At 67.7% G+C, this 19,864-nt stretch carries 18 protein-coding genes; 7 read left to right on the forward strand and 11 right to left on the reverse strand.

The annotated features are described in order from the left end of the window. Positions 1–45 precede the first annotated feature (45 nt). On the reverse strand, positions 46–750 hold the full coding sequence (locus D6860_RS12130) for a corrinoid protein (protein WP_017467866.1): 705 nt from the start codon (positions 748–750) through the stop codon (positions 46–48). 163 nt (positions 751–913) lie between these two features. Between D6860_RS12130 and D6860_RS12135 the strand changes: the two genes are divergently transcribed. Both D6860_RS12135 and D6860_RS12140 read left to right on the forward strand, forming a co-directional pair. Further along, positions 914–2,008, forward strand: a complete 1,095-nt coding sequence (locus D6860_RS12135) for a PA0069 family radical SAM protein (RefSeq protein WP_076625440.1) — start codon at positions 914–916, stop codon at positions 2,006–2,008. Between the two features lie 120 nt (positions 2,009–2,128). Further along, positions 2,129–4,672, forward strand: coding sequence for a calcium-binding protein (locus D6860_RS12140; RefSeq protein ID WP_076624713.1), 2,544 nt, complete (start codon positions 2,129–2,131; stop codon positions 4,670–4,672). Positions 4,673–4,777: 105 nt separating this feature from the next. On the opposite strand, the gene bmt is transcribed toward D6860_RS12140, so the two are convergent. From bmt to D6860_RS12165, 5 genes are all read right to left on the reverse strand, one after another. Then, positions 4,778–5,794, reverse strand: coding sequence for a betaine--homocysteine S-methyltransferase (bmt, locus tag D6860_RS12145; protein WP_076624712.1), 1,017 nt, complete (start codon positions 5,792–5,794; stop codon positions 4,778–4,780). 145 nt (positions 5,795–5,939) lie between these two features. Then, entirely contained in the window at positions 5,940–7,004 is a 1,065-nt protein-coding gene (locus D6860_RS12150) for a methyltetrahydrofolate cobalamin methyltransferase (RefSeq protein ID WP_076624711.1), read from the reverse strand. Further along, complete coding sequence (locus D6860_RS12155; RefSeq protein ID WP_076624710.1) at positions 7,001–7,663, reverse strand: HAD family hydrolase; 663 nt, start codon at positions 7,661–7,663, stop codon at positions 7,001–7,003. Before D6860_RS12155 ends, D6860_RS12150 begins: the two co-directional genes overlap by 4 nt. Before the next feature lie 23 nt (positions 7,664–7,686). Further along, on the reverse strand, positions 7,687–8,610 hold the full coding sequence (locus tag D6860_RS12160) for a methylenetetrahydrofolate reductase (RefSeq protein WP_017467625.1): 924 nt from the start codon (positions 8,608–8,610) through the stop codon (positions 7,687–7,689). Between the two features lie 27 nt (positions 8,611–8,637). Further along, the gene (locus tag D6860_RS12165; protein WP_017467626.1) at positions 8,638–8,934 is read right to left on the reverse strand and encodes a virulence factor; all 297 of its coding nucleotides are present in this window, start codon (positions 8,932–8,934) and stop codon (positions 8,638–8,640) included. A gap of 464 nt (positions 8,935–9,398) precedes the next feature. Between D6860_RS12165 and D6860_RS12170 the strand changes: the two genes are divergently transcribed. Next, positions 9,399–10,511, forward strand: coding sequence for a Ppx/GppA phosphatase family protein (locus tag D6860_RS12170; RefSeq protein ID WP_076624709.1), 1,113 nt, complete (start codon positions 9,399–9,401; stop codon positions 10,509–10,511). A 157-nt stretch (positions 10,512–10,668) separates the two neighbouring features. Here D6860_RS12170 and ssb read toward each other — a convergent pair whose 3' ends face one another. After that, a complete protein-coding gene (ssb, locus tag D6860_RS12175; protein ID WP_076624708.1) occupies positions 10,669–11,184 on the reverse strand; it encodes a single-stranded DNA-binding protein in 516 nt (171 codons plus the stop codon). A gap of 261 nt (positions 11,185–11,445) precedes the next feature. On the opposite strand from ssb, the gene D6860_RS12180 reads away from it, so the two are divergent. Both D6860_RS12180 and D6860_RS12185 read left to right on the forward strand, forming a co-directional pair. Beyond that, a complete protein-coding gene (locus D6860_RS12180) occupies positions 11,446–12,063 on the forward strand; it encodes a lytic transglycosylase domain-containing protein (protein ID WP_017467151.1) in 618 nt (205 codons plus the stop codon). Positions 12,064–12,195: 132 nt separating this feature from the next. Then, positions 12,196–13,344, forward strand: coding sequence for a cytochrome-c peroxidase (locus D6860_RS12185; RefSeq protein WP_076624707.1), 1,149 nt, complete (start codon positions 12,196–12,198; stop codon positions 13,342–13,344). Between the two features lie 12 nt (positions 13,345–13,356). On the opposite strand, the gene D6860_RS12190 is transcribed toward D6860_RS12185, so the two are convergent. Continuing rightward, entirely contained in the window at positions 13,357–15,036 is a 1,680-nt protein-coding gene (locus D6860_RS12190; RefSeq protein ID WP_076624706.1) for an ABC transporter substrate-binding protein, read from the reverse strand. Between the two features lie 138 nt (positions 15,037–15,174). Next, entirely contained in the window at positions 15,175–16,095 is a 921-nt protein-coding gene (gene miaA, locus D6860_RS12195) for a tRNA (adenosine(37)-N6)-dimethylallyltransferase MiaA (protein WP_076625439.1), read from the reverse strand. A 76-nt stretch (positions 16,096–16,171) separates the two neighbouring features. On the opposite strand from miaA, the gene pyrH reads away from it, so the two are divergent. Beyond that, positions 16,172–16,897: a UMP kinase gene (gene pyrH / locus D6860_RS12200; protein WP_076624705.1), complete on the forward strand. Its 726-nt coding sequence runs from the start codon at positions 16,172–16,174 to the stop codon at positions 16,895–16,897. A 183-nt stretch (positions 16,898–17,080) separates the two neighbouring features. Here the strand turns inward: pyrH and D6860_RS12205 are convergent, their stop codons facing one another. Both D6860_RS12205 and D6860_RS12210 read right to left on the reverse strand, forming a co-directional pair. Continuing rightward, on the reverse strand, positions 17,081–18,439 hold the full coding sequence (locus D6860_RS12205; RefSeq protein ID WP_076624704.1) for a TrkH family potassium uptake protein: 1,359 nt from the start codon (positions 18,437–18,439) through the stop codon (positions 17,081–17,083). Between the two features lie 5 nt (positions 18,440–18,444). Continuing rightward, complete coding sequence (locus D6860_RS12210) at positions 18,445–19,107, reverse strand: potassium channel family protein (RefSeq protein ID WP_017468506.1); 663 nt, start codon at positions 19,105–19,107, stop codon at positions 18,445–18,447. A gap of 167 nt (positions 19,108–19,274) precedes the next feature. Here D6860_RS12210 and frr point away from each other — a divergent pair, with 167 nt between their 5' ends. Further along, positions 19,275–19,838 (forward strand): ribosome recycling factor, encoded by a 564-nt coding sequence (gene frr / locus D6860_RS12215; RefSeq protein ID WP_076624703.1) that lies wholly within the window; start codon positions 19,275–19,277, stop codon positions 19,836–19,838. The last annotated feature ends 26 nt before the right edge of the window (positions 19,839–19,864 follow it).

The following is a 19,864-nucleotide window of genomic DNA, read 5'->3' on the forward strand; positions in this document are numbered from 1 at the left end:
GGGGCCAGGTCGTGAGCTTCCGGACCCCTGCATGCTCCCGTCCGGTCAGCCCGTGGCGCGCTGGTTGTGGCGCCGCGCGAGCAGGTCCTTGGCGGTCTCGACGGCCACCGCCGCGTCGCGGCAGTAGGCATCGGCGCCGATGGCCTTGCCGAATTCCTCGTTGAGCGGCGCGCCGCCCACCAGAACGACGTAGTCGTCGCGAATGCCCTGTTCGACCATCGCGTCGATCACGACCTTCATGTAGGGCATCGTCGTGGTCAGCAGCGCCGACATGCCGATGATGTCGGCTTTCTCGTTGGCGGCGGCCTCGATGTAGTTCTCGACAGGGTTGTTGATGCCGAGGTCGACGACCTCGAACCCGGCGCCTTCCATCATCATCGCCACAAGGTTCTTGCCGATGTCGTGGATGTCGCCCTTGACCGTGCCGATCACCATCTTGCCGATGGTCGGCGCGCCGGTCTCGGCCAGCAGCGGCTTGAGGATGCGCATGCCGCCTTTCATCGCGTTCGCTGCAAGCAGCACCTCGGGCACGAACAGGATACCGTCGCGGAAGTCGTGGCCCACGATGGTCATGCCGCCGACGAGCGCCTTGGTGAGGATGTCGTAGGGCTGCCAGCCGCGCTCGAGAAGGATGTTTACGCCTTCCTCGATCTCGTCCTTCATGCCGTCGTAGAGGTCGTCGAACATCTGCTCGACCAGCTCTTCGTCGTTCAGCTCGCTCAGGATGATGTCGTCTTCTTCGTCGGACATGCGCGTTTCCCTGGGTTTGGGCGTGGCTTGGCACGCGGGGTCTGGGATTCTTCCTGCGACCGGATGGCCGAAGGCGCTTGGATGTTTGCGACACGCGCGGGTCCGCCAGCGACCTGTGGCGGTCTGCGTTGCACGTGTTCCTCTTATGTTCTACCATGGAGCCATGAGTCATAGCCAGCGTTTCGTTCCGCAAGACCGCCGTCCCGGACGTGGGGCCGCCAGCCGCGAGAGCGGCCGGTTCGAGCGGCTGCACTACGAGGACACCTCTGACGGCTGGGACATTCCCGAAGAGCTGCCGCCCCTGCGCACGAGCGTCAGCGACGAGCGGCCGCGCAGCCTCATCAACTACGTCGCCTCGCCCGACATCCCGTTCGACCGGACCATCAACCCCTATCGCGGTTGCGAGCATGGCTGCATCTACTGCTTCGCGCGACCGACGCATGCCTACCTCGGGCTCTCGCCGGGGCTCGATTTCGAGACCCGGCTGGTGGCGCGCCCCGATGCCCCCGAGGTGCTGGCGCGCGAGTTGAGATCGCGCCGCTACAGGGTCGCGACCCTCGCCATCGGCACCAACACCGATCCCTACCAGCCGATCGAGCGCGACCGTGGCATCATGCGCGCCTGTCTCGAGGTGCTGCGCGACTTTCGCCACCCGGTGGCCATCGTCACCAAGGGCACGCTGATCGAGCGCGACATCGACATCCTGTCAGACATGGCCGGGCAGGGGCTCGCGCGGGTCGGAATCTCGGTCACCACGCTGGATGCGGGGCTCGCCCGGCGGATGGAGCCGCGGGTGCCATCCCCGGCGCGGCGGCTGGCCACGGTCCGGCGCCTGTCCGAGGCGGGCATCGAGGTGCGGCTGATGGTGTCTCCAGTGGTGCCCGCGCTCACCGATCACGAGCTCGAGGCGATCCTTGCCGAGGGGGCCGAGGCCGGTGCCAGCGCGGCGAGCTGGATCATGTTGCGGCTGCCGCACGAGGTCTCGCCGCTCTGGCAGGAGTGGCTGGCCGAGCACTATCCCGACCGCGCGGCGCGGGTCATGGCGCGGCTGCGCGAGATGCACGGCGGGCAGGATTACAGCGCCACATGGCACACCCGCATGCGGGGCGAGGGGCACTATGCCCAGATCATTGCGCAGCGGTTTCGCAAGGCCGCGCGCAGGCTCGGTCTGGACCGCGATCTGCCGCCGCTCAGGTGCGATCTCTTCCGACCGCCGCCGCGTGCGGGCGACCAGCTTTCGCTCTTCGACGCGACCTGAGATGTCGCCCGCGCCGGGGGTGCTCGCAATAAATCCAAGTTTTTTTGATGTTTTTTGAAACTGCCTTTTCCGGGGGGCCGTGACTACGGCACTTGCAACGATCCCACAGGGAGGAAGATCATGCCAGTTCCCGGCACCAGCTATTCCGATTTCGAGGCATTCCTGAACTCGGCCGAGTCCATCTACAGCACCCAGCTCACGGCCCTGAACAGCTCCGGCGTCAGCGGCTCCGCGATTGCCGCCGTCGGCGCGATGAACGATGACGGCACCCAGTATATCAACGTCGCGATCACCGTCACCGGGATGGAAGCGAACGCGCCCGTGCCGCAGCACATCCACGGTCTCTTCGACGAGGACGGAAACCCGGCGGACTCGACCACGCCCGACATCACCGACGACGCCGACGGCGACGGCATGGTCGAGGTGCTCGAGGGTCTCGGCGCCTACGGCGACGTGCTGATGCCGCTCACGAACGGTGACGGCGACGCGCCGATGACCGACGCCGACGGCAACTTCACCTACATCATGTCGTTCGACCTGAACGACGCGGCCAACTTCTTCAGCCCGGTTTCGGGTGGTGACTACAACCGCTCCGACATCATGCCGCTCGACTTCCGCGAGATCGTGCTGCACGGCGTCACCGTGCCCGACGGGATCGGCGAGGGCACCGACGGCGAGGTCGACGGTGGCGAGAACGGCTTTACCGCGATCCTTCCCGCGGCGGCCGGCGAACTGGAGATGAGCTCGCTCGAGGATGCGCTGACCCTGCTCGACATGCAGCGTGACGCAGCCGGTGCCGACGTGATGCTTGGCGCGGACGGAGAGACCTACATGGCCACCGACGCCAACGACATGGTCGAGGGCGGCAACGGTGACGACCTGATCACCGGTGCTGGCGGTGACGATTCGCTCACCGGCAATGGCGGTGCGGACACCATCGACGGCGGTGCCGACGATGACCGGATCATGGGCGGTCTCGACGACAACGCCGAGAACGCCGCCGACGACGGCGCGTCGGGCAGCCTTGGCCTCTCGGACTACGACAACGGCTATGCCGGCGGAGCGGGTGACGACACCATCGACGGCGGTGCCGGCGACGACATCATCACCGGTGACGACGACAGCCGCGTGTCCTCGGCCGCGGGCAGCGAGTTCGATGCCGATGCCGACGGCTCCGACGTGATCTATGGCGGTGACGGCAATGACGAGATCCACACCGGCAGCTGGGCCGACGGCGACGACGGCTTCGACAACAGCCACACCGGCATGGCCGACGATAGCGCCTATGGCCAGGGTGGCGACGACATCCTGCGCGGTGCCGGCGGCAACGACTGGCTCGAAGGCAACTCCGGTGACGACAACATGGGCGGCGGTGCCGGCAACGACACCATGCTCGGCGGCTCCGGCAACGACCTGCTGTTCGGCAACGGCGGTATGGATGCGCTTGATGGCGGTGTCGGCAACGACACGCTGCAGGCGGGCGACGGTGATACGAACATGCTGAACCTGGCCGATGCGGGTGCCTCGGGCGCGCTGCCGCTGTCGGAATACGACAACGGCTACGCGGGCGGTGCCGGCAACGACATGATCGAGGGCGGCGACGGTGACGACATCATCACCGGCGACGACGACAGCCGGGTCTCGACGGCGACAGGCGGTGGCTTCAACGCCATGGCCGACGGCTCCGATACCATCTACGGAGGTGCCGGCAATGACGAGATCCACACCGGCAGCTGGGCCGACGGTGACGACGGCTTCGACAACAGCCACACCGGCAATTCGTTCGACTGGGCCTATGGCGGTGACGGCGACGACATCCTGCGGGGCGACAACGGTCGCGACTTCCTGCGCGGCGATGCCGGCAACGACAACATCGGCGGCGGCGGCGGTGCCGACAGCCTCGTGGGTGCCGAGGGCGACGACGTGCTCAACGGCGGCGCGGGCAATGACGTCATCTCCGGCGGCGACGGCAACGACACGGCCGACGGCGGTGATGGCAACGACGCGCTTGGCGGCGGTGCCGGCATGGACATGCTTTCGGGCGGTGCCGGTGACGACGCTCTCGGTGGCGGCGACGGCAACGACACGGTCGACGGCGGCGCGGGCGACGACATCGTCAACGGCGGCAACGGTGACGACATGCTCACCGGCGGCACCGGCAGCGACACCATGGGTGGCGCCGCAGGCGACGACACCGTCATGGGCGGTGACGGCGCCGACAGCCTCGGCGGCGGCGGCGGCATGGACTGGATCGAAGGCGGCGACGGCGACGACGTGATCGGCGCGGGCGCGGCTGACGACCATGTCGACGGCGGCGCAGGCAACGACTTCGTCGCAGGCGGCAACGGCAACGACATGCTCATGGGTGGCTCGGGCGACGACCGCATGGTCGGCGGCTGGGGCGACGACATGATGTCGGGTGGCGACGGTGCCGACACCTTCGTCTTCAACGACATCCGCGACGGCGAGTCCGACGTGGTCACCGACTTCGATGTCTCCGAGGACGTGGTCGAGCTCTTCGGTGTCAGCGCCGACGACCTGACCTTCACCGAGACCACGATGGACGGCATGACCTCGACCATGGTCGAGGCGGACGGTCACATGATCACCTTCGAGGGTGTGACCCAGGCCGAGCTGAGCATGGCCAACATCGAGTTCGTCTGAGACAGGCGCATATCCCGGCGCGCGCATGCGCCGGGATCGACGGGCCGGCTTCCATCGGGGGCCGGCCCTTTTTCTTTGACCGCCGCGAGGGGCGGCGCCCAGTGTTCAGCCGCGACGGCGGCCGCGACGTTCCCGCTTCGGCGCATCGGACGTGTCGCCGGTGCCGTCGCTGTCCGAGCTGAACCCGCCCAGCGTCTCGGCGATCTGCTCGAGCGTGGGGCGCGGCCCCTTGGTGTGGCTTTCGAGCGCGGCCCGCATGGCGCGCAGGTGCTCGGGCATCGTGCCGCAGCAGCCGCCGATGATGCGGGCGCCGGACTCCCACGCCAGGCAGGCGTATTTCGCCATCAGCTCGGGCGTGCCGTTGTAATGGATGTGGCCGTCCTCGTAGCGCGGGATGCCGGCGTTGCCCTTGGCGATGATCGGGCGCTCGGTGCCGGTGGCCGAGAAGCCCAGCACGGTGCGCAGCAGGTCCGCCGCACCGACGCCGCAGTTGGCCCCGAAGGCCAGCGGCGGGTTCGGCAGCCCCTCGACCAGCTTCACGAAGTTCTCGGACGTGAGCCCCATCATCGTGCGCCCAGCGGTGTCGAAGCTCATGGTGCCGCACCACGGCATGCCGACGTTGGCAAAGGCCTCGGCGGCGGCGGCGAATTCCTCGGCCGCCGAGATCGTTTCGACCCAGAGCACGTCGGCGCCGCCTTCCTTGAGGCCGGTCGCGGTTTCCTCGAACATCTCGACGGCGGTCTCATGGCTGAGCGTGCCGACGGCACCCATGATCTCGCCGGTGGGGCCGACCGAGCCCGCGACCACGACCTTGCGGCCCGCGGCGTCTGCGACCTCGCGACCGAGCTCGGCGGCCATGCGCGACAACTCCTGCGCGCGGTGCTGGGCGTCATGCAGCTTCAGCCGCGAGGCGTTGGCGCCGAAGCTGTTGGTCAGGAAGATGTCGGAGCCCGCCTCGACCGCGTTGCGGTAGAGCGTGCGGATGCGGTCGGGATGATCCTCGTTCCAGAATTCCGGCGCGTCGCCCGAGCTGAGGCCCATGTTGAAGAGGTTGGTGCCGGTGGCACCGTCTGCCATCAGCCAGTCGCGGGTCGAGAGGAGGTCGGTCAGCGCGTCACTCATGTGTCCTGCCTTTGATCGTCGGGTCGGGTGGTCCACAGCCCGCTCGGTGAGGGGAATTCATAATCTCCGGAATGATTATGAAACGGGAAACGGGGCGCCCGCAAGGCGCCCCGCCATGAAAGGAGATCGGAGGGCAGGGCGCGCGTCAGCCCCGGCGACGGCGCCCGCCGCCACGGCGTCCGCCCCGCGCGCCGGCCGCCTCGGCACCGCCTTCGAGCGCCTTGTTGAACGAGATCCAGCTGCCGCCGTGCGGGTCCTGGTTCATCAGCAGGTTCGCGGCGCGGATCGCGGTCATCTCGGACCCCGGCCTTGGCCTGGTCGAGCCCAGCCCGAAGAGCGTCACGAAGGTCTCGTCGTCCATGTCCTCGGGCAGCACGACGCCGGCGGCGGCGACCTCGGCCTTCTTCTCGGCGATCTTGCTCTGGGTGACGGGCAGGGCGACGGGGTTCATGATCGCGCTGGTCATGCCCGCGCCGCAGGCCATCGGCAGGAAGGCGTTGTTGACGCCGTGCCGGTTGGGCAGCCCGAACGAGATGTTGGACGCGCCGCAGGTGGTGTTCACGCCCAGCTCGTCGCGCAGGCGCCGCACGAGGGCAAAGACCTGCTGGCCGGCGGTCGCCATGGCGCCGATGGGCATGACCAGCGGATCGACGACGATGTCATGCGCGGGAATGCCGAAATCGGCGGCCCGCTCGACGATTTTCTTCGCCACCGCGAAGCGCACGTCGGGATCTTCCGAGATGCCGGTGTCGTCGTTCGAGATCGCCACGACCGGCACGTTGTATTTCTTGACCAGCGGCAGCACCAGTTCGAGCCGCTCTTCCTCGCCGGTGACCGAGTTCAGCAGCGGGCGGCCGTTCGCCGCCTCGAGCCCGGCCTCGAGTGCGCCCGGCACCGAGCTGTCGATGCAGAGCGGCACGTCCACGAGGCCCTGCACCAGCTCGACGATGGAGCGCATCAGCGGCGGCTCGGTCTCGTTGGGGTTGGGGTTCGAGTTGTAGACCACGCCCGCATTGATATCGAGCACCGCGGCCCCGGCGGCGACCTGCGCCAGCGCATCCTTCTCGACGGTCGAGAAGTCGCCCGCTTCGAGCTCCGCGGCCAGCTTCTTGCGGCCGGTCGGGTTGATGCGTTCGCCGATCACGCAGAACGGCTCGTCGAAGCCGATGGTGACGGTCTTGCTCTTGGACTCGACTACGGTCCTTGTCATGGGGTGGTCTCTCCTTCCAGGCGCGCCAGGATTTCCGGCAACGTGTCATCTTCGAAATCGCGGATCGTCGCCTTGGCGCCGACCTCGATCAGCCGGTCGGGGGCCACGCCCGAAAGGACGCCCACGCCGAAGGCACCGGAGCGCGCGGCGGCGCGCATGCCGCTCTGGCTGTCCTCGAAGGCGATGCAGTCGCGCGGGCTCACGTCGAGCGCGCGCATCGCCGCGAGGTAGGGCTCTGGGTCGGGCTTGCCGCGCGCGCATTCGTCCCCGATGACGAGCGTCTCGAAGTAGTCGCGCAGACCGATGGCGTTCAGCATGTGCTCGGCGTTGATGCGCGGGGCGTTGGTCACCACGGCAAGACGCCAGTTCCTTTCGACCGCGCGGTCGAGCAGCGCTCGGGCACCGGGCATCGGCGGCGTGCCGGGCGCGAGCCGTTCGCGAAACCGGCGTTCCTTTTCCTCGGCCAGCGCCTTGGCGTCCTCGCCGGGAAAGAGCCGCGGGAAGATCTCGGCGTTGTGCGAGCCGTGTATCTGCCGCTCGTAGACCTCTTCGGAGTAGGGCATCCCGCGCTCGGCGAAGAACTCGCCGAAGACGGCGATATGAAGGGGATCGGAGACGAGCAGCGTTCCGTCGAGGTCGAAAAGAAGTGCCTTGGCCATGCCCGTTGCGGTGCCTTTCGGTCTTACACTGCCCGTGCTGCGGGCAGTGTCGCTGTGCCGCCGTGCGTGGCGGCCCATTCGGCGCAGCTCTTGATACCGCCAAGCGGGAAGAGATGCACCTGCTCGATCGGAAACGCCGGATCGGCGGCCTTGCGCGCGGCGAGCTCGGTGGCGATGTCGGTCGGCTCGTAGGGCAGCAGCAGCTTGCTCACGTCGAGCGCGCGTTTCTGCAGCACCCGTAGCGAGGGGCCGACGCCGCAGGCCACGGCGAACTTGATGAGGGTCTGGAGCTTTGCCGGGCCGGCAAGCCCGACATGGATCGGCAGCGTCACGCCGGCGTCGCGCAGACGGGCGCCCCAGGCAAGCACCGGCTCGGCCTCGAAGGCGAACTGCGTGACGAGCGCCATCTCGGCGTCGGTGCGCTCGGAGAAGTCCTGCTTCCAGCGCGCGGCCTCCATGACGGTGTCCTCGCCGCCCGCGGGGTCGATGTCGCGGTTGCCCTCGGGGTGGCCGGCGACGTGCAGCCGGTCGAAGCCCGCCTTGTCGAAGAGACCGGTCTCGAGCAACTGCATCGACGAATGGAAATCGCCCTGCGGCTCGGGGACGCCACCCGCGAGAATGAGGCCCTGGTGCACGCCGGCCTCGCCCTGGTAGCGGGCGATCCAGTCGGCGAGCGTCGCCCTGTCGCGGATGATGCGCGCGGGGAAATGCGGCATGACCTCGAACCCCTCGGCCGAGATCCGTTTCGCCGTGGCGACCATCTCGTCGATCGGCGTGCCGTCGATATGGGCGATGTAGACCCGGGTGGACCGGGGCAGCAGGGCGCGGAAGTCCTCGACCTTGGCGGCGGTGCGCGGCATCACCTCGATGGAGTAGTCGGACAACAGCGAGCCGAGCGTGCCGGTGGGCTTTGCGGGTTTCGCGCTGCGGAAGTTCAGAAGGGCCATCCGGCGTTCCTCTTGCTCATCGGGAGCTCACGCCCAGCCATCGTTGGCGATCAGCGCCTTGATGCGGTCCTGATCGTACTCCCGGTCGATCCGTTCGGCCTCGGCCTGCGCCGCCTCCTGCGGATCGCCCTCTGCCGGGTAGGGGTCGCCCTTGCGCCACTCCGCGAGGTAGGCGTCGGTATCCCGCGCGCCGACCTTCATTGCGGCCCGGTCGATCGCCTGCTCGAAACGTTCGGGCAGCGGAGCCTTCGCGCCGCGGCGTCCGCGACCGACGATGACCTGCGCCGGAATATCGCGCCAGTAGACGATTGTGACCTCGGGCATGGGTTTGATTCCCCCTCTCCAGTAAGACCTGTTTAGCGGCGTGTCGCGATATCGCGGGGTCGGATTTCGACACAAGCGACGCGATGAGCGACCTCGAAACGCTCCGGGAACCCCTGCGCGCCTGTCGCCGGACGCCTGACGGGCAGTTGCCACCGAGCCAACGCGCCACTGACATGGCGCGCCGCCGATCCGCGTTCCGGGGGCGACACGCTCCCGTGATCCGAGTGGAGAACAATCGGCCGGACCTTTTGGAAGTAAATGATAAACGCTCGACAAATCAGCAGCTTGTCTCGGGGCCCTGGCGTCGGGCGCGGTGACTTGCGGCGGGAATAGTGCGCTACCGGAAAGCCCTGTCCATCGAATTTCTTCCACAATGGCCCTGATCTGCCTCTGCATCTCCCTTGCGTGGTGAGCGTGCCGAGCGTATCTTTAGAACAACTTCATATTCGGAAAGGCGCAGTGAAATGGCGCCAAGGCGTCCCAAGGGTGCGGGCGCTTTCCCGAAACCGGTAGAGAGCCCCGCGCCGAAACCGCCGGATCCGAGTGCGCTGTATGCCGCGCTGGATCTCGGTACGAACAGCTGTCGCATGCTGATTGCCCAGCCCAAGGGCAGCCAGTTTCATGTGGTGGACTCGTTTTCGAAGTCCGTTCAGCTCGGGCATGGCCTCGAGATGAGCGGGCGCTTGTCGCGTGCCTCGATGCAACGCACGATCGGCGCGCTTCGGGTCTGTCAGCAGAAGATCAAGCGGCACAAGGTCGAGCGGATGCGGCTCGTCGCGACGGAGGCCTGCCGTCGGGCGGCCAACGCGCGCGACTTCATCCGGCAGGTCCGGCGCGACACCGGCCTGCAACTCGAGATCATCCAGCCCGAGGAAGAGGCGCGGCTCGCCGTGATCTCCTGTGCGCCGCTGGTCTCGACCCGCACCGAGCAGCTTCTCGTGGTCGACATCGGCGGCGGCTCGACCGAGCTCGTCTGGATCGACCTGTCCTCGGTGCCGCGCCGCGACCGGCCGGCGGCGATCATGCGGCTGCACGCGGGCTTCCACCCACCCGAAAGTCCGTTTCCAGCGGCCAAGGTCGTCGACTGGATTTCGGTGCCGCTTGGGGTGGCGACCCTGCGCGACCAATTCTCCGATGTCGAGGACGACGCTGCGCGCTACGCGCTGATGAGCTGGTATTTCGAGGAAAACCTTTCAGAATTCGCGCCCTACAAGGACGTGCAGGCGCGCGAGGGGTTCCAGATCGTCGGCACGTCGGGGACGGTGACCACCGTGGCCGCATCGCATCTCGGGTTGCGGCGCTACGACCGCACCAAGGTCGACGGTCTGCGGATGACCACCGACCAGATCGAGGCGGTCATCGCGCAATATCTGGAACTCGGGCCTGTCGGCCGGCGGCGCGACCCGCGCATCGGGCAGGACCGGCAGGCGCTCATCATGTCGGGGGCCGCGATCCTGCAGGCGCTGCTGCGGCTGTGGCCGACGGACCGGCTTTCGGTCGCCGATCGCGGTCTGCGCGAGGGTTTGCTCTACGCGCAGATGTCGGCCGACGGCGTGCTCGAGGACGGGCCGCTCTGAGCGGAGTGGAGGGTTGCAAGCCCACCCTGCGCCGGAGCGCGCACCCCGGTGAGAAGGCCAAGGCGCATCGTTGCGGCGCGATCATTGTTCGAGAACGGAAAAAGGCCCGGGCGCATTCTGCGCACCGGGCCTTCGTCATCACGGGTTTGGCGTGATCTCAGAACGGGATCTCGTCGTCGAGGTCGCGCGAGGGCGCACGGCCACCGCCGCCACCACCGCCGCCGTAGGAGTCGTCGCGGCCACCGCCGTAGCCGCCTCCGCCGCCGCCACCACCGTAGCCGCCGCCGGAGCCTCCGAAGTCACCGCCGCCGCCACCGCCGCCGCGGCTGTCGAGCAGGGTCAGCTCGCCACGGTAGGGGCGCAGCACGACCTCGGTCGAATAGCGATCCTGGCCGGACTGGTCCTGCCACTTGCGCGTCTCGAGCTGGCCCTCGAGGTAGACCTTCGAGCCCTTGCGCAGATATTGCTCGGCGATGCGCGCCAGCGGCTCCGAGAAGATCGCCACCTGGTGCCATTCGGTGCGCTCGCGCCGCTCGCCGGTGTTGCGGTCCTTCCAGGTCTCCGAGGTGGCGACGCGCAGGTTGCAGACCTTGCCACCGTTCTGGAAGGTGCGCGTCTCGGGGTCGGCCCCCAGGTTGCCCACCAGGATCACCTTGTTCACGGATCCGGCCATCTCATCCTCACTCGCTTGTTCCGATTCCTTCCCCGTCCGGGGTTTCGGCCAGCCTTACACAGCCGCGCCGCCCGACGCCACCGGATCGTTCCGGCCAATCCGGCGGCCTGCCGGATCGCGGGAAGCTTGCCCGATAAATGGTTAACCGTGTCTTGTACGCTGCTGGGCGGCGGTTTGCCGCCACGCCACGCAGGGGTAGCGAAAATCCGCGTTTCCTGTATGGTCGCGTCGCAGGGAAACAGGGACAGGACAGGGTGCTTCATGCAGAAACTGTCGCGTAGCGTGCTGGCGGCATTCGTTTGCGCCGCGCTTTCCGTCACGGCTGCCAAGGCCGAGACACTTTCGACGAAGAACCGGGTCATGCTTTTCCGCAAGCAGACCAACGTTCTCGACTCGCGGGCCTCCGAGCAATACCGCAGCTCGGTCCGGCTGAAGCCGCCGTCGGTGGTGACGCCGACGAAGTGGGGACCGATGGGCGGCGACGAGGGCAGCACGCCCGTGTATCGCGGTCGTTACCAGGGGCCGTTCGCCGAGATGGCGCGCATCGCCGCCCGCCGGCATGGCGTGCCCGAGGATCTCTTTTTGCGGCTGGTGAAGCAGGAATCCAACTTCAATCCGCGCGCCAAGTCGCACAAGGGAGCCATCGGGCTCGCGCAGCTCATGCCCTTTACCGCCAAGCGGCTGGGGGTGGATCCGACCGATCCGAAACAGAACCTCGAGGGCGGGGCGCGCTATCTCAAGGCGCAATACCTCAAGTTCGGCTCGTGGCGGCTGGCGCTGGCCGCCTACAACGCCGGGCCGGGGGCGGTCGCGAAGCATGGCGGCGTGCCGCCCTATCGCGAGACCCGCAACTACGTGAAGACGATCTGGGGCTCGTAACGCGGGCCTGAGATGCGCATGACAAGCCGCGGCAGGGCGTCGCGGCTTGCCCAAGTGAAACGCTCGGGAATTGACGGGCGACCGGCAACGGACTAGACGGAGGTCATTCTCCGCAAGCTTCTGGAGACCGGGATGAAGACCGCCCCCATTCTCAGCATCGCCGTCGTCGCCGCGCTTGCCGCGGGGCTTGGTGCGTCCGCGCTGCGCTCGACGCCCTCCGAGGCGCCGCAAGATCTCGAGGCGCTGGGGGAGGCATTGTTCTTCGACGTGAACCTGTCGAAGAACCGCACCCAGAGCTGCGCGAGCTGCCATGACCCTGCCTACGGTTTCGCGGATCCGCGCGGCGCGGCCTCGCCGGGCGACGATGGCGTGTCGCTGGGTGATCGCAACGCGCCCACCGCGACTTATGCTGCCTTTATCCCCGAGTTCGGCAAGGACCCCGAGGGCGAATGGATGGGCGGTCTGTTCCATGACGGCCGCGCCGGCACGCTCGAGGCGCAGGCGGGTGCACCGCCGCTCAACCCGATGGAGATGGGCATGGCCGACAAGGCCGAGGTCACCGCCCGACTGCGCGACGATCCGGTCTACCGGGAGAGCTTCCCGGCGCTCTTCGGCGAGGGTGTGCTCGACGACCCCGAGGCCGCCTATGATGCGATGACCCGGGCCATCGCCGCCTATGAGCGGGGGCCCGAGTTCTCGACCTTCGACTCGAAATACGACCGCTTCCTGCGCGGCGAGGCCGAGTTGACGCGGCAGGAAGAGCTCGGACGGCTGCTGTTCTTCTCGCAGCAGTTCACCAACTGCAACCAGTGCCACCAGCTCAAGCGCAGCGCGATCGACCCGGAAGAGACGTTTTCGGACTACCATTACTACAATCTCGGCGTGCCCGAGAACGGCGCGCTGCGCGCGGCCAACGGTGTGACCGAAGCCGACACCGGGCTCGCGGCCCACCCGGACGCAGGTGGCACCGACGAGACCCGCGGGCGCTACCGCACGCCGACGCTGCGCAACGTCGCGGTGACGGCGCCCTACATGCACAACGGCGTGTTCGAGGACCTGCGCTCGGTCATCCTGTTCTACAACAGCTACAACACGCGCAGCGAGAAGCGGAAGATCAACCCCGAGACCGGCGCGCCCTTCGGCCCGCCCGAAGTGCCCGAGAACATCGCGATGGACAAGCTGACCGAGGGGCCGGCACTGGAGGACCAGCGCATCGACGCGCTTGTCGCGTTCCTGAATACTCTGACCGACAAGCGCTACGAGCACCTGCTTCAGGACTGAGGCCGGTGCGTCTCAGCCGTTGCGCAGCCCGAGCTTGTAGAGGTGAATCTCCGAGGCGGGGTGCATTTCTGCCCCGGTCACACCAGGACGGAAGTGCCGATAGAGCGAGCGCCAGAAGGGCTGCACGATCACCGCGTCCTCGCGCAGGATGCGTTCCAGTTTCGCCATGATTTCGCTACGCGCGATGTCGTCGGGGATGGCAAGCGCCTCGGCCACGAGGGCGTCGAACTCGGGGTTGGCGTAGCCGGTCTCGTTCCAGGGCTCGCCGGAGCGGTAGGCGAGCGCCAGCACCTGTATCCCGAGCGGGCGGTGGTTCCACTCGGTGATCGACAGAGGATAGCTTTTCCATTCCGACCAGAACCGCGAGCCGGGCAGCACCGTCCGCGTGACCTTGAAGCCGGCATCCCGCAGAAGCGCCGCCGCCGCGTCGCCGGTGAGCATGGTGAGCCCGTCGTCGAGGGTGATGAGCTCATGCTCGAACCCGAGCATCCCGGCCTCCTCCATGAGCGCATGGGCGGCCTCGGGGTCGAAGTCCGACGGGCCGATGTCGGCGTAATCCGGGTGCACCGGGGCGACGTGATGGTTTGCCGCCAGCGTGCCGTGCCCGGCGTAGCCCAGTTCGAGACAGATGGCGTTGTCGATGGCAAGTTGCAGCGCGCGGCGCACCTTGAGATCGGCATAGGGCGCGCTGCCGTCGACCAGCGTGCGCTGGTTGCCGCGCAGCACCAGCGTCGATCCGGTCACGACCTCGGAGCTTTCCCAGCCCATCCGGTCCGCGAGTTCGATGAATTCGCCGAGGTTCTCGTAGAGCATGTCGATCTCGCCCCGCTCGGCGGCGGCGATCCAGCTTGCCGGGTCGGTGCCGTAGTCGAGAAAGACGATACGGTCGATGGTCGCGCCGCCGTAGCCCTCGGCCCGTGCGCCCCACCAGTCGTGGGTCTCGTTGCGCACAAGCTCGGCACGTTCGGCCGGCGCGAGCATGACCGGAAGGTATGGGCCGGTGCCCACCGGGTTGGCGAGCATGGCGTCCGGGTCGTGGCTTTCGTGCACGACGGCGGCGGGGTAGTCGGAGAGGCCGACCATCAGCGCGACGTCGGGGCTGGGCAGGTCGAGCTGCACCGTGAGCTCGTCGACACGCGTCACCGCCCCCTCGTGCAGCTTGCCGGTCTCGCGGTCGACCAGCGTGCTCAGCCGGCCCGCCATCGAGTTGCCCTCCACCTCGCGGTCGCACCAGTAGTGGAACATCCGCTCGACATCTGCGGCGGTGAAGGCATCGCCGTTGCTCCAGGTGACGCCGGGCCGGACATGCAGCGTGTAGCGCGTGGCGTCGTCGCTCACGTCCCACCCTTCGAGCAGCATGCCGCGCACCGTGCCGTCGCGCTGGTATTCCACGAGGTATTCCAGCCATCCGCGGGTGAAGTTGGCGATCTCGGGCCAGTCGAAGGTGCGGGGGTCCTTGAGCGGGCGCACCTCCATCTGGATGCGCAGCCGGCTTCCCGCCGCCGTCTCTTCGGCTTCCTCGGCCGCCGCGGGGCGTGAAAGCCCGCCGAGCGCATATGCCGAGGCGCTGCTCAGGCCGAGCGCCGTGGTGCGGGTCAGGAACTCGCGCCGGTCCATGCGGCCGGCGCTCAGCGCATCGGCGCACATCCGGGCGGCGGGATGGATCCTCTCGCTGTCACCGGTCTGCGTCATGCTGCGTCCTTCTCCATGTGCCTGGGATCCCCCTTTCCCGCGAGCGGGATGAAAGCCCATGTGCTCCTGTCGGGGCAAGGTCTTTCCTGTGACATCACATGGCCCGGGGGCCGTCGCCGACAAGCGACGGTCCGGCTCTCAGGCGCCGACCTGCGCGGGGGCGATGCGGGGCCAGTCGCCCATGCGCGCGCGGAACCAGCTGCGCTGGCGCTTCGCGAATTGCCGGGTGAGCACCGTCGCCCGGTCGATGGCGTCGTCCAGCGTGATCTCTCCGCGCAGGTGCGCCATCAGCTCGGCGGCCCCGATCGCCTTGGCCGAGGGCAGGTCGGGCGACCAGCCCGGCAGGTTCGCCCGTGCCTCGTCCAGCGCGCCTCCGGAGACCATCTTCCGGAACCGGGTCTCGATTCGCGGCGTCAGCCATTCCTTAGGTGCATCGAAAAGGATCGGTTGCGCCTGCGAAAGCGGCAGACGCGGCGGCGGCGTCTCTTTCTGCCAGGCAGCGATCCCGCGCCCGGTGGCCTTCAGGACCTCCCAGGCGCGCTGCACCCGCATCGGGTTGGCAAGGTCGATGCGGGCGCGGGTCTCGGCGTCGAGTTCGGCGATCATCTGCGCCAGCTCTCCGGCGTCGAGCCGCGCCATCGCTTCCGCGCGGATGTCGTCGGGCGTGGCGGGGATCTCGGCAAGCCCCTCGGTCAGCGCGGTGAAGTAGAGCCCGGTGCCGCCGACGATGATCGGTCGTTCGGGGCCGGTGAGAATGGGCTCGAGATCGCGCAACCACTGGCCGACGGAATAGGGCTCGGTGCCCGGAACATGGCCGTAGAGACGGTGCGGCGCCTGCGCCTCCTCGGCCCTGGAGGGGCGGGCGGTGAGCACCCGCCAGTCCGAGAACACCTGGATCGCGTCGGCATTGACGATGACCCCGCCCTGGCGGGCGGCGATCTCGAGCGCGAGGGCGGATTTCCCGCTTGCGGTCGGCCCCGCGATCAGCACCGGGCGGGCCGGGTCGGGGGCCAGCCGGATCAGGTCTTCGTTCACCGGGATCTCCTTTCGGCACGTCATGCGCGGCATTGCAGCCGGGCCGGTTTTCGGCCACATATGGCGCCGATCCTAGACCCCTCTCGAGACGGAGCGCAACATGACCGAGATCCCGCAGACCACCTTCAAACGCGTCCTGCTGAAAATCTCGGGAGAGGCGTTGATGGGGGACCAGGGCTACGGCCTGCACCCGCCGACCGTCGAGCGCATCGCGCGCGAGGTGCGATCGGTGCAGGAGATGGGCGTCGAGATCTGCATGGTCATCGGCGGCGGCAACATCTTCCGCGGGCTCGCCGGGTCCGCGCAGGGGATGGAGCGGACCACCGCGGATTACATGGGGATGCTGGCGACCGTGATGAACGCGCTGGCGATGCAGTCGGCGCTGGAAGAGCAGGGCGTCTACACGAGGGTGATCTCGGCCATCCGCATGGACGAGGTGGCCGAGCCCTACATCCGCCGCCGCGCCGTGCGGCACCTCGAGAAGAAGCGGGTGTGCATCTTCGCCGCCGGCACCGGCAACCCGTATTTCACCACCGACACGGCCGCCACGCTGCGCGCCAACGAGATGAACTGCGAGGCGATCTTCAAGGGGACCAAGGTCGACGGCATCTACGACAAGGACCCGGTGAAGCATGACGACGCGGTGCGCTACGACCGGGTGAGCTACGACGAGGTGCTGCAGAAGAACCTCAAGGTGATGGACGCCTCGGCGATCGCGCTGGCGCGCGACAACAACCTGCCGATCATCGTGTTCTCGCTCGACGAGCCGGGCGGCTTCCGCGGCATCCTGGCGGGGCAGGGAACCTCGACCACTGTTCACGGCTGACGGCGCTTGCGCCGGATGGGGCTCTGCCCCGTCCGCGCGGGCGCGGACTCCCCGGGATATTTCGGGCCAGAAGAAACGCGGGGTGCGGGTCTTGCGGGGATGCTGTCCGCNACGCGGGGTGCGGGTCTTGCGGGGATGCTGTCCGCGTAGAGTGGGCGGTCTCGCTCCCCCGCACCGGGCGCGTCAGCCGAGGTGGATGCGCCCTTCGGGGTAGCGCACGCGCGGCACCGAGCGGGTCGCGAGGAAGTAGCCCAGCGTCAGCGGGCCGACGCGGCCGATGAACATGATCGCGACGATCACCGCGCGGCCAGGGTCTGTGAGCTCCCCGGTGAAGCCGCGTGACAGGCCAACGGTGCCGAAGGCGCTGGCCACCTCGAAGCTCACGTCGAGGAAATGCCCCTCCTGCGTGGCGGCGAGCAGGAACACCCCCACGAAGACCACGATCACACTGATGGCGGTCAGGGCCATGACCTTGAGCACTTCGTGCAGGCCGATGGAGCGGCCGAAGGCGTTGAGCTGGGTGCGGCGCTGGAAGAACGCCACGGTGGCAAGGCACATGACCACGAAGGTGGTCACCTTGATGCCGCCGGCGGTCGAGGTGGGTCCGGCACCGATCAGCATGAGCGAAATCACCATCAGCGCGGTGCTGTCGTGCATCTCCGCCATCTCGACGGTATTGAAGCCGGCGGTGCGGGGCGTCACGCCCTGGAACCAGGCAACCATCAGGCGTAGTGGCGCGCCGTCGAACTGGCCCAGCGTTCCGGGATTGTGCCACTCGAGCGCGGCGAACGCGCCCCAGCCCCAGAAGATGAGGATGGTGCTTCCCGACAGCATGATCTTGGTGTGCAGCGAAAAGCGGCCCCACCGACGATTGCGGATCACGTCGTCGATGACGACATAGCCGACGCCGCCGACGATGAAGAGCGCCGGGATGACGATGTTGATGATCGGGTCCGCGGCGAGCGGCACGAGCCCGTCCGAAAAGGTCGAGAAGCCCGCGTTGTTGAAGGCCGAGACGGCATGGAAGAGCGAGACCCAGAGCCCGCGTCCGAGCCCCAGCATCGGCACGAAGCTGGTGGCGAGAAGCGCCGCGCCCGCGAGCTCGCAGACGAGCACCACCTGGAAGATGCGTTTCACCAGCCGCATGAGCCGGTGCATGGAGCTCTGGTTCAGCTCCTCGCTGAGGTAGATCTGGCCGGTCAGCCCGACCGGCACCTTGAGCGCGGCAAGCACCAGCACCGCGAAGGTCATCAGCCCCAGCCCGCCGAGCTGGATCAGCACCAGCAGCACCGCCTCGCCGAGCAGGTTGAACTGCGTGCCCGCGTCGACCACCGAGAGCCCGGTCACCGTCACCGCCGAGGCGGCGGTGAAGAAGGCGTCGGACCAGCTGAGCTCGCCGAGCATGGCGCCGGGCAGCTTGAAGCAGAGCCCGCCCAGCAGGATGAAGCCTGCGTAGAGCCCGGCAAGGCTCAGCGGCGGTGAGATATGCAGGAGCCGGCGCAGGAGCCGGTGTGCGCTGATGCTGCCCAGCCCGAGGGTCATGCGGATCAGAGCTCTTCGCCGAAGGCCCGCAGGTCTCCGCGTTTTCCAACGAGGATCAGGCGGTCGTCCTTCTGCATCGTGGAGTCCGGGTTGGTGCAGTCGCGGAACTCGGTGCCACGCATGATGCCCAGGAGGCGCATGTCGGGACGTTCTTCGAGCTCGAGCTCGCCGATCCGGCAGCCATCGAGCCGTTCGGGCAGCACGATGTTGACCACGCTGTAGCCGTTGCCAAGGCTCATGTAGTCCTTCATCGCCGGGTTGTTGAGCATCTGCGCGGTGTGGCGGCCCATCTCCTGCTCGGGCAGGATCACCCGGTCGGCGCCGAGCTTCGACAGGATGCGGTGGTGCGTCCGGTTCGCGGCTTTCACCCAGATCCGGTCGATGCCGAGCAGGCGCAGGTTCATCGTGGTGAGGATGCTCGACTGGATGTCCGTGCCGATTGCCACCAGCGCCACGTCATACTGGTCGATCCCGGCCTCGCGCATCGCGGTGTCGTCGGTGGTGTCGAGAATCGCCGAGGCGGTCAGCGTGTCGGCGAGGCGCGACACGGGTTTCTCCTCGATGTCGACGCCCATCACGTGATTGCCGAACCGCGCCAGCTCCTGCGCCACGGTGCTGCCGAAGGCGCCGAGGCCGATCACGACGTAGGTGGAGTTCGATCGGGCCAAGCCGCATGTCCTTTGCCGGGAAGAATTTCGTCGCGACGTTTCCACCGGCACGGGAGCGAGTCAAGGGAGCCCGCCGGGCACCGATCCGCGCAAACCGCTATACATCCGGGTCCACCTGTCCTAGAACACGCTCCGAAAGACAAACACCTGAGCGGGCAAGACCAATCATGTCAGAAGATTTCGAACTCGATACCGACGACCTCAAGCGCCGGATGGACGGGACCATGTCGAACCTGCGCACGGAATTCGCCTCGCTTCGCACGGGCCGGGCCTCGTCCTCGATGCTCGAGCCGGTGCAGGTCGAAGCCTACGGGCAGATGACGCCGATCAACCAGGTTGGCACCGTGAACGTGCCCGAGCCGCGTATGGTCACCATCAACGTCTGGGACAAGTCCATGGTGGGCAAGGTTGAGAAGGCCATCCGCGAGAGCGGACTGGGCATCAACCCGCAGCTCAACGGCACCATCATCATGCTGCCGATCCCCGAGCTGAACGAGGAGCGCCGGCGCGAGCTGACCAAGGTCGCGGGCCAGTATGCCGAACACGCCCGCGTCGCGATCCGCAACGTGCGCCGTGACGGCATGGACCAGATCAAGAAGGCCAAGGCCGACGGCATGTCCGAGGACGACCAGAAATTCTGGGAGACCGAGGTGCAGGACATGACCGACACCTACATCAAGAAGGTGGACGAGGCGCTGGAGCACAAGCAAGAAGAGATCATGCAGGTCTGAGCCGGTCCGCCGGTGCCGAAGGTAAT

The organism is Salipiger sp. D13, assembly GCF_003703915.1.
Taxonomy (GTDB): domain Bacteria; phylum Pseudomonadota; class Alphaproteobacteria; order Rhodobacterales; family Rhodobacteraceae; genus Salipiger; species Salipiger profundus.

What these genes read in the sequence shown, in the direction of transcription:
- D6860_RS12130 (WP_017467866.1), bottom strand. Translation starts at nt 750, where the DNA reads ATGTCCGACGAAGAAGACGACATCATCCTGAGCGAGCTGAACGACGAA.
- D6860_RS12135 (WP_076625440.1), top strand. Translation starts at nt 914, where the DNA reads ATGAGTCATAGCCAGCGTTTCGTTCCGCAAGACCGCCGTCCCGGACGT.
- D6860_RS12140 (WP_076624713.1), top strand. Translation starts at nt 2,129, where the DNA reads ATGCCAGTTCCCGGCACCAGCTATTCCGATTTCGAGGCATTCCTGAAC.
- bmt (WP_076624712.1), bottom strand. Translation starts at nt 5,794, where the DNA reads ATGAGTGACGCGCTGACCGACCTCCTCTCGACCCGCGACTGGCTGATG.
- D6860_RS12150 (WP_076624711.1), bottom strand. Translation starts at nt 7,004, where the DNA reads ATGACAAGGACCGTAGTCGAGTCCAAGAGCAAGACCGTCACCATCGGC.
- D6860_RS12155 (WP_076624710.1), bottom strand. Translation starts at nt 7,663, where the DNA reads ATGGCCAAGGCACTTCTTTTCGACCTCGACGGAACGCTGCTCGTCTCC.
- D6860_RS12160 (WP_017467625.1), bottom strand. Translation starts at nt 8,610, where the DNA reads ATGGCCCTTCTGAACTTCCGCAGCGCGAAACCCGCAAAGCCCACCGGC.
- D6860_RS12165 (WP_017467626.1), bottom strand. Translation starts at nt 8,934, where the DNA reads ATGCCCGAGGTCACAATCGTCTACTGGCGCGATATTCCGGCGCAGGTC.
- D6860_RS12170 (WP_076624709.1), top strand. Translation starts at nt 9,399, where the DNA reads ATGGCGCCAAGGCGTCCCAAGGGTGCGGGCGCTTTCCCGAAACCGGTA.
- ssb (WP_076624708.1), bottom strand. Translation starts at nt 11,184, where the DNA reads ATGGCCGGATCCGTGAACAAGGTGATCCTGGTGGGCAACCTGGGGGCC.
- D6860_RS12180 (WP_017467151.1), top strand. Translation starts at nt 11,446, where the DNA reads ATGCAGAAACTGTCGCGTAGCGTGCTGGCGGCATTCGTTTGCGCCGCG.
- D6860_RS12185 (WP_076624707.1), top strand. Translation starts at nt 12,196, where the DNA reads ATGAAGACCGCCCCCATTCTCAGCATCGCCGTCGTCGCCGCGCTTGCC.
- D6860_RS12190 (WP_076624706.1), bottom strand. Translation starts at nt 15,036, where the DNA reads ATGACGCAGACCGGTGACAGCGAGAGGATCCATCCCGCCGCCCGGATG.
- miaA (WP_076625439.1), bottom strand. Translation starts at nt 16,095, where the DNA reads ATGACGTGCCGAAAGGAGATCCCGGTGAACGAAGACCTGATCCGGCTG.
- pyrH (WP_076624705.1), top strand. Translation starts at nt 16,172, where the DNA reads ATGACCGAGATCCCGCAGACCACCTTCAAACGCGTCCTGCTGAAAATC.
- D6860_RS12205 (WP_076624704.1), bottom strand. Translation starts at nt 18,439, where the DNA reads ATGACCCTCGGGCTGGGCAGCATCAGCGCACACCGGCTCCTGCGCCGG.
- frr (WP_076624703.1), top strand. Translation starts at nt 19,275, where the DNA reads ATGTCAGAAGATTTCGAACTCGATACCGACGACCTCAAGCGCCGGATG.